This is a genomic window from Kaarinaea lacus (genome assembly GCF_975902315.1).
The window spans coordinates 1-7,567 of record NZ_CDLKIE010000465.1 but is presented as its reverse complement, the minus strand read 5'-3'; the positions used below and the strand labels follow the sequence as shown (position 1 = coordinate 7,567).

At 46.0% G+C, this 7,567-nt stretch carries 7 protein-coding genes; 4 read left to right on the top strand and 3 right to left on the bottom strand.

Annotated elements, in window-relative coordinates:
• Window positions 1-749 (bottom strand): hypothetical protein (locus tag ACWVCM_RS14400; protein WP_455202456.1); only part of this gene is annotated, 749 nt, incomplete at its 3' end.
• A gap of 363 nt (window positions 750-1,112) precedes the next feature.
• Between ACWVCM_RS14400 and ACWVCM_RS14395 the strand changes: the two genes are divergently transcribed.
• From ACWVCM_RS14395 to ACWVCM_RS14380, 4 genes are all read left to right on the top strand, one after another.
• A complete protein-coding gene (locus ACWVCM_RS14395; protein WP_455202455.1) occupies window positions 1,113-3,365 on the top strand; it encodes a M1 family metallopeptidase in 2,253 nt (750 codons plus the stop codon).
• 34 nt (window positions 3,366-3,399) lie between these two features.
• The gene (locus tag ACWVCM_RS14390; RefSeq protein WP_455202454.1) at window positions 3,400-3,954 is read left to right on the top strand and encodes a hypothetical protein; all 555 of its coding nucleotides are present in this window, start codon (window positions 3,400-3,402) and stop codon (window positions 3,952-3,954) included.
• Window positions 3,951-4,538 (top strand): YqiA/YcfP family alpha/beta fold hydrolase, encoded by a 588-nt coding sequence (locus tag ACWVCM_RS14385; RefSeq protein WP_455202453.1) that lies wholly within the window; start codon window positions 3,951-3,953, stop codon window positions 4,536-4,538. The genes ACWVCM_RS14390 and ACWVCM_RS14385 overlap by 4 nt, the downstream gene beginning before the upstream one ends.
• Before the next feature lie 77 nt (window positions 4,539-4,615).
• Window positions 4,616-5,005, top strand: coding sequence for an MbcA/ParS/Xre antitoxin family protein (locus ACWVCM_RS14380; protein WP_455202452.1), 390 nt, complete (start codon window positions 4,616-4,618; stop codon window positions 5,003-5,005).
• A 124-nt stretch (window positions 5,006-5,129) separates the two neighbouring features.
• Here the strand turns inward: ACWVCM_RS14380 and ACWVCM_RS14375 are convergent, their stop codons facing one another.
• Both ACWVCM_RS14375 and ACWVCM_RS14370 read right to left on the bottom strand, forming a co-directional pair.
• Window positions 5,130-5,525, bottom strand: a complete 396-nt coding sequence (locus tag ACWVCM_RS14375) for a hypothetical protein (protein WP_455202451.1) — start codon at window positions 5,523-5,525, stop codon at window positions 5,130-5,132.
• A gap of 275 nt (window positions 5,526-5,800) precedes the next feature.
• Window positions 5,801-7,567 (bottom strand): YgiQ family radical SAM protein (locus ACWVCM_RS14370; protein ID WP_455202450.1); only part of this gene is annotated, 1,767 nt, incomplete at its 5' end.

Sequence of the window (7,567 nt, the reverse complement as noted above, 5' to 3'; positions counted from 1 at the left end):
TGGCCTGTCTGGTCTTGTGAAAGTTTGGCTGTTTCCAGCTCATCGAGCTTTTTCCTGACAGCATCACGAATGATCTTTCCCACGGTTATTGCGCGAAAATAGGGATCAGCACCTTCCACAATATTCCATGCGGCTTTGCCGGTATTGGTGCGCATGATGGTGCGTTCAGCTGCCTCGGTGAAGTCTTCATAGCGTCGCCAATGTTCCCAGTCTTTGTCTGTAACCTGCCAGCTTAACAAAGGATCTTTTTCCAGGACTTTGAAGCGGGCTTTCTGCGCGTCCTTGCTAAGATGCATCCAGAACTTCAAGATTAATGCGCCGTCCTCGGCGAGGGCGTTTTCAAAGGCAACAATCCTGTCCAGTCGTTCGTCCAGTTCCGCCACACTAATGGTGCCATAGACACGATCAAGCACCGGTTTTGAATACCAGGAGCTTAAAAATAGTCCAATTTGCCCTCTTGGTGGTAAGTCCCGCCAATAGCGCCAGTATTCCGGGCGTTCACGTTCATCTTCAGAGGGTTCCCGGTAAGCACGGTTTATCATCCATCGGGCATCCATCCAGGCATTCAGTACCTGCACGGTTTCTCCTTTACCGCCACCATCAACCCCGGCAAAAATCACGATTACCGGTGTTTTGGTTTGTTCCAGCAGGGATCTCTGTAGTTGTAGTAACTCTTCTCTTAATATAGGCTCGATTGCCTTATAGTCTTTTTTGGAGAGTTTTTGCCCCAATTCCGCAGTGCTGAACATTCAGAACCTCAATTTCCTGGTTGGACGCATAAAGGAATCAAACACCCTGATACTTTACTTAGTAACAGTACGACAAAGGGAAAACAAGGGAGGAACGGCTGGTTTTACTGGCTAAATCATGATTACTTGTCACATGTCAATTTCTATAAATCGGCTGGTCAATGGTCCTGATAAACTAGCCGCCAGGCCAGAAATTCGCTTAATTTTCTACGATTCATTGTGTAATTTGAGTGATTAATACTACTGATTTATCATGTGCTTTTTATTATTCGGGAATATCTTCTCATGCTTACTTGAATCTGTGAGTGGGCAATCACTATTATTGACGCAAACCAAAACCACTGAATTAATTGACAGGGAAATATGCCAAAAATAATCGCAGGAACTAATACCAGGCTATTACGTACCAGGCTATTACGGGTCATTTTTGGCGTTGTACTTGTCATCTATTTCTGCACCGCCTGTTCCAGTAAAACGGAATCCGGCAAAGACAGTAAAGACAGCGCAGCCACTAGTGAAACTACCATCGATCTTGCGCATTACTCAATTCAGATAAACCTGAATCCCGAGCAATCCACACTTGAAGTAACGAGCACAATAGATTTACCTGGCGAGGTTATCGATAACGGTGTGGTGAAGTTTTTATTACACGAGCATTTGCAAGTAGCGTCTCCACAGGCCAAGATCCAGAAACACGCCATTACTTCTCCAGCTTTCAAAAAGTTAGCAGAAACAGCCGATGTACCCTTAGTACAATATGAAGTGAAGCTGGCGGATCAGTCATCAACATTGCAGCTAAATTATCAGGGAAAGATTCATCATGCCCTGGATGAGACGCATAACACCACGCCGGGTTTAATTTCGCCTGATGGCGTATTCCTGGCGCGTTCCACTGCCTGGTATCCCATTTTCAACGATTCAGAACTGTTTAGCTTCGACCTCAATATCCAGGTGCCACAAGGATGGGGGGCGGTATCGCAAGGCGCCTTGCAATCCGAGCAGAGTGTTGGCCAGCAACGTAGCATTCATTGGGTGGAACAGCATCCACAAGATGACATTTATATAGTGGCCTCTCAGTATCAGGAATACCAGCAATCCATCGACGGCACCACTGCCATGGTTTTCTTACGCGACAAGGATGATGCCCTGGCGCAGAAATACATCAAGGCAACCGGGCAATACATTGCCATGTATAATGAACTCATTGGCCCTTATCCCTATCAAAAATTCGCACTGGTGGAAAACTTCTGGGAAACCGGCTACGGCATGCCGTCCTTTACCTTGCTGGGTCCGCGGGTAATACGCTTTCCTTTTATTATCTATACCTCCTATCCTCATGAGATTTTACACAATTACTGGGGTAACGGAGTATTTGTAGAATACGAAAGCGGCAACTGGTCCGAAGGGCTTACCGCTTATTTAGCTGATCATCTACTGAAAGAACAACGAGGACAGGGTGCCGAGTACCGCCGCAGCGTGTTACAAAAGTATACGGATTTCGTCAACGAAAGCCGCGATTTTGCGCTAACGGAATTTCGTTCGCGACATAGCTCAGCATCGGAAGCGGTGGGTTATGGAAAAACATTGATGTTGTTTCACATGTTGCGATTACAGCTGGGCGATGAAACTTTTAAGCAAGCTTTGCGCGCGCTCTATGAGCGACATAAATTTGCCATTGCTTCTTTTTCCGATGTACAGGCTGTGTTTTCATCCGTTGCAGGCAGTGATTTGTCAGCCTTGTTCGCGCAGTGGGTCGATCAAGCCGGCGCGCCACACCTGGAGATTTCCGATGTCGATATAAAAGCGCAGAACAGCGGATACCGAGTAAGTTTTAAGCTTAACCAACTGCAAGAAAAGCCCACGTATCAATTAAATGTTCCGGTGCGCATCTATTTGGCTGGAGATAAAGGGGTGGTTGAAAAGTTAGTGGCAATTACGGATAAACAGCATACCGTAACCATTGCAGTACCCGAGAAGCCAGTATTAATTGATGTTGATCCCGCGTTTGATGTGTTTCGACGTTTAGATAGTCGCGAAATTCCATCTGCCATATCACAAGGTTTTGGTGATGACAGGCCATTACTTGTACTGCCTGCTAAAGAAGATCCAGCGCGATTGGCCGCCTATGTAAAACTGGCGAAGCAATGGCAGCAGCGATATTCTCAACAAATGGAAATTATAAACGAAAGTGAGTTAAAAGAATTGCCAGCGGATCGATCCATCTGGCTAGTGGGCTGGAACAATAAATTCCGGGATCAAGTTATTGTCAGTTTGGAAGATCAGAAGTTAAAAGTAACGCAAGATTCACTCCATCTTGGTGATAAAAGCTATACTAAAGACAAGCATGCATTCCTGGCTACAACACGGCATCCGAAAAACAGAGAAAAAACCTTGCTCTGGTTGAGCAGTGACAACACTAAAGCAATTCCTGGGTTGACTCGCAAGCTACCGCATTATCGAAACTATAGTTATCTGGTGTTTGAAGGCGACGAACCTAAAAATATTGTGAAAGGGCAGTGGGATGTAAATGATTCACCCATGAGAGTAGTGCTGGATAAAGGAGCGCTTGGCGCTTTTCAAAAACCGACACCACGAATGGCGCTAGTTCCTCCATAACGAAAATAGTCAGATAAGCTACAATATAAATATTATGCACAAACTTCCCGAACGCGAACAACAAATACGTCAGGCTCATGCGCAACTGATTCACCATGTAGTTACGGCATGTCAAAATCCCGATGCTCGTGCCCAGTTGATGCCTATGCTGGAACAGGCCAGTCAAAGCGGCTGGCAAATCCTGGTGGAAAGAATTAAACGCATTGTCGATGGTGAACGCGATGAAAGTTTGCTGCTGGCATTAGACGAAGAAGACACTGTAATCATTCGTTCTATATTAGAAGGCATACAAAATCCAGAATCCTTGCCGGATCTTAACTATCAGGCTGATGCGACAATGGCAGCACCCGGCCTGGCTACAATGATTCATGCCGCCGGTCGAGGCGATACAAAAGCGTTACAGATAGTCGCCGACATGGCAGAGCAAATGACCAGGGTAGGAGGTGATATGGGCAAATTAGGTGGCATCATGCGTAAGCTGATCAACGGTGAACGCGACGCAGATGAATTAACCAAAGGTATGGATCCCAATGGACAGCAACTTGTACTCGATATACTGACAGAGCTTGGGAAACTGCAACAACATTGATTATATATTTGCACGGTTTCAGCAGTGCTGCCGCTTCGCACAAAGCCACAGTGTTAAGGGAGGCATTTTCGCAATACAACTTCCTGGTTCCCGATTACCCATCACACCAGCCCAGTGCGTCCATTAGTTTCCTGTCAGATTATATTAAGGAAAAAACCAGGGAGCTTAATGACGAGCCGCTAATGTTAATGGGAAGTTCCCTGGGTGGCTATTACGCCCAGTACCTCGGCGTTCATCCTGGCGTGATTAGTAAATTAGTGTTAATCAATCCTGCCTTGCAACCACAAATAACGCTTCAACCTTATATAGGCCAACAGACCAATATGGTAACCGGAGCAGCGTTTATATTTTCGCAACAAAACTACAATGAACTTGCTCAATTTGAAGTATCAGCAGAAGATATTATCGCGCCAACATTGGTGCTGTTAGACGAAGGGGATGAGATTATTGATTACCGTTTCGCAGAAGAACTGTATAAAAATAGTGCTCGGGTGATCGTTTATCCCGGAGGCAGTCATTGGTTTGATCATATGGATGAAGCAATACCGGAAATTGCAAGTTTTTATAGAAGAGGCGAGACTTGAGAAGAATGGCTGAGTAGTAATTACAGGTATTTGCACTATTATTTGGAAATAATACCTACAACAGGCGTTTAATTCCCATGACATCAGAACAGAGTATGACTACCGAGCGTAGGATGGATCTTGCAAAGACACTAGTTCGTGTGCTCAGGAACTGGGGGCTTACTTCGGAGCAACAAATAGATCTATTGGGATTACCTGAGGGTACGCGAGCACGCACGCTGAACAAATTCTTAGTGGGTGAGCCATTTCCTGATGATTATGATTCCCTGTTACGAGCAAATTACCTGCTCTCCATCCAGAATGCGGTCGACAGTCTTTTCCCGCACAATGCAACTGCTGCGAACTACTGGATGACCACGCCATCCCACTATTTTGCAGAACATACACCATTGGCTATTATGCTCAATGAAGGCACAGATGGTATGCGGCGTGTACTGAACTATTTGAATGGTGTTGAGGATTGGTGACAATCACAATATAAAATGAAGGATTTTTCCAGGGAAAATTTTAATTGAGTCGTTACTAAAAGAAAGGGCCAGCATTTACATTACTGGCCCCTTCGAATATGAGTTAGTAGACCCTGAGTTCTTTTTAGTTAAGCTGAATCATCATAATTTTGAAGTTATTTTCTTTTTTAACACCCATTTGGTGATAAAGTGTCACAGGAAGTTTATTGACATAGGCATCACGTAAAGTATCAGCCATGACTTTATTAGACGCAGGTGAATTACTTTTCAGCTCCAGGGTATAAACCATTTCAGGGTTCGAATCCAGGGTAACAAACAATTCGGCATCCGCCTTATCCTGACCTTCGCCCAAATTCATGTCCTGGACTTGTACACGGTACAGGTTGACTTTACCCTTAACTTCGACTGAGTGCCGGTCCGGTGTTTTGATGTCCTTGGGGCTATCAGCCAGGACTGCGGAACCACTCAATAATAGAAACAATGCAGCGATACTACCTACAACTAGATGCTTGGTGTTCATGGGAAAAATCCCTCCTCTATGTAAGTCAGTTTTTGTAAGTATTGTTTGTGTTGCTTGGTACGGATTATCTATGCATAAAATTATTCTAGCCTAAATCACCACTCGCGTTCTTAAGAGACGCTTAAAATGGCGTGTACGTAGCGTACTGAATCTAATAATAAAAGACAATTCGATTCTAAACTAAACTTATCCTGGGTATAAGTTTGCTTATGTGCTTGATGCATAACAAATAAACAAAGCGTTACACAAGCTGACTTTGAGAAGGTGTCGGAGCGTTATCGGCGTTTTCCCTGACCGACGGGGCTGCCAGGTTTGCGCTGACGGTTATGCTTGACTGGTTTAGTAGGTTTTCTCTTCTTTGGGTTACCTGTGGTCGCCTGTTTTTTCTGCCTGGTATCTGATTTAGCTGAGCGAACATGCTGTGTCTTAAAAGTGCCGCCTTTTTTCTTTGGCGCTTGTTCGGCGTGAGTTTTGTCACCGGTACCTGCCGGTTGCCAACGTGGAATCAGGTGTTTCTTGCCATTACCGATCAAGTCTTCCCGGCCCATGCGTTTCAGAGCTTCACGTAATAAGGGCCAGTTCTCCGCGTCATGGTAACGAAGAAACGCCTTATGCAGACGTCGTACTTTCAAACCTTTGGGAATCGTGACTTCTTCGCTGCTACGAGTAACCTTGCGTAACGGATTTTTCCCGGTGTGGTACATGGCGGTGGCACTGGCCATGGGTGAGGGTAAAAAAGCCTGCACCTGGTCTGCACGAAAGCCGTTTGCTTTTAACCACAAGGCCAGTTCCAGCATATCTTCGTCGGTCGTGCCAGGGTGTGCCGCAATAAAATAGGGAATCAGGTATTGTTCTTTGCCGGCTTCTTTGGAGTACTTGTCAAACAATTGTTTAAACTTGTCATAAGTACCGATGCCAGGCTTCATCATTTTGCTGAGAACATTTGCCTGTGTATGTTCCGGTGCAATTTTCAGGTACCCACCAACGTGGTGGGTGACCAGTTCCCTGACATATTGTGGCGACTTGATCGCCAGGTCATAACGCAAGCCTGATGCAATTAACACTTTTTTAATACCGGGCAGTTTTCGAGCACGCTGGTATAATTTGATGAGCGGTTGATGGCTGGTGTTGAGGTTTTTACAGACGTCCGGGTAAACGCAGGATAATTTTCGACAGGCGCTTTCAATTTCGCGGCTTTTACAGGCCAGGCGATACATATTAGCAGTGGGACCACCCAGATCTGATATGACGCCGGTAAATCCAGGCACCGTATCACGAATGGTTTCAATCTCGTGAATGATAGAGTCTTCCGACCGATTTTGAATGATGCGACCTTCGTGTTCGGTAATGGAGCAAAAGGTACAGCCGCCAAAACAACCGCGCATTATTGAAATGGAAAAGCGAATCATTTCGTAAGCCGGAATACGGGCGTCGCCATAAGCGGGGTGTGGCTGCCGAGTGTAAGGCAACTCGTATATTGCATCCATTTCTTTAGTGCTTAATGGAATCGGTGGTGGGTTAATCCAGACATCCCGTTTTGCATGTTGTTGCACCAGGGCGCGTGCGTTACCGGGATTGGATTCCATGTGCAATATGCGAGATGCGTGGGCATAAAGTACGTTGTCACGTTTTACCTGCTCGAAAGCGGGGAGACGAATCACGGTCGTTGAGCGATCCAGTTTCCGTTTCCTGGCGAATGGCACGACGGTTTGACTGGTGGAATTTGATTCCCTCGATTGTTTTGCCACGTCCGCTGGTTGTGTTGCATAAGGATCGGGATGTTGATGCACCGGGCCGGGTGCGTCTACTTCGGTAGAGTCAATGACATCCCATCCTTCGGGGATGGTGTCTCGCATAAAGGCAGTGCCGCGAAGATCGGTGATGCTGGAAATGGATTCGCCAGCACCCAGTCGGTGGGCGATTTCGACAATCTGGCGTTCGGCGTTGCCATAAAGTAACAGGTCGGCTTTACTGTCGGGCAGAATTGAGCGACGAACTTTATCAGACCAGTAATCATAGTGCGCGATGCGGCGTAAACTGGC

What these genes read in the sequence shown, in the direction of transcription:
- ACWVCM_RS14395 (WP_455202455.1), top strand. Translation starts at nt 1,113, where the DNA reads ATGCCAAAAATAATCGCAGGAACTAATACCAGGCTATTACGTACCAGG.
- ACWVCM_RS14390 (WP_455202454.1), top strand. Translation starts at nt 3,400, where the DNA reads ATGCACAAACTTCCCGAACGCGAACAACAAATACGTCAGGCTCATGCG.
- ACWVCM_RS14380 (WP_455202452.1), top strand. Translation starts at nt 4,616, where the DNA reads ATGACATCAGAACAGAGTATGACTACCGAGCGTAGGATGGATCTTGCA.
- ACWVCM_RS14375 (WP_455202451.1), bottom strand. Translation starts at nt 5,525, where the DNA reads ATGAACACCAAGCATCTAGTTGTAGGTAGTATCGCTGCATTGTTTCTA.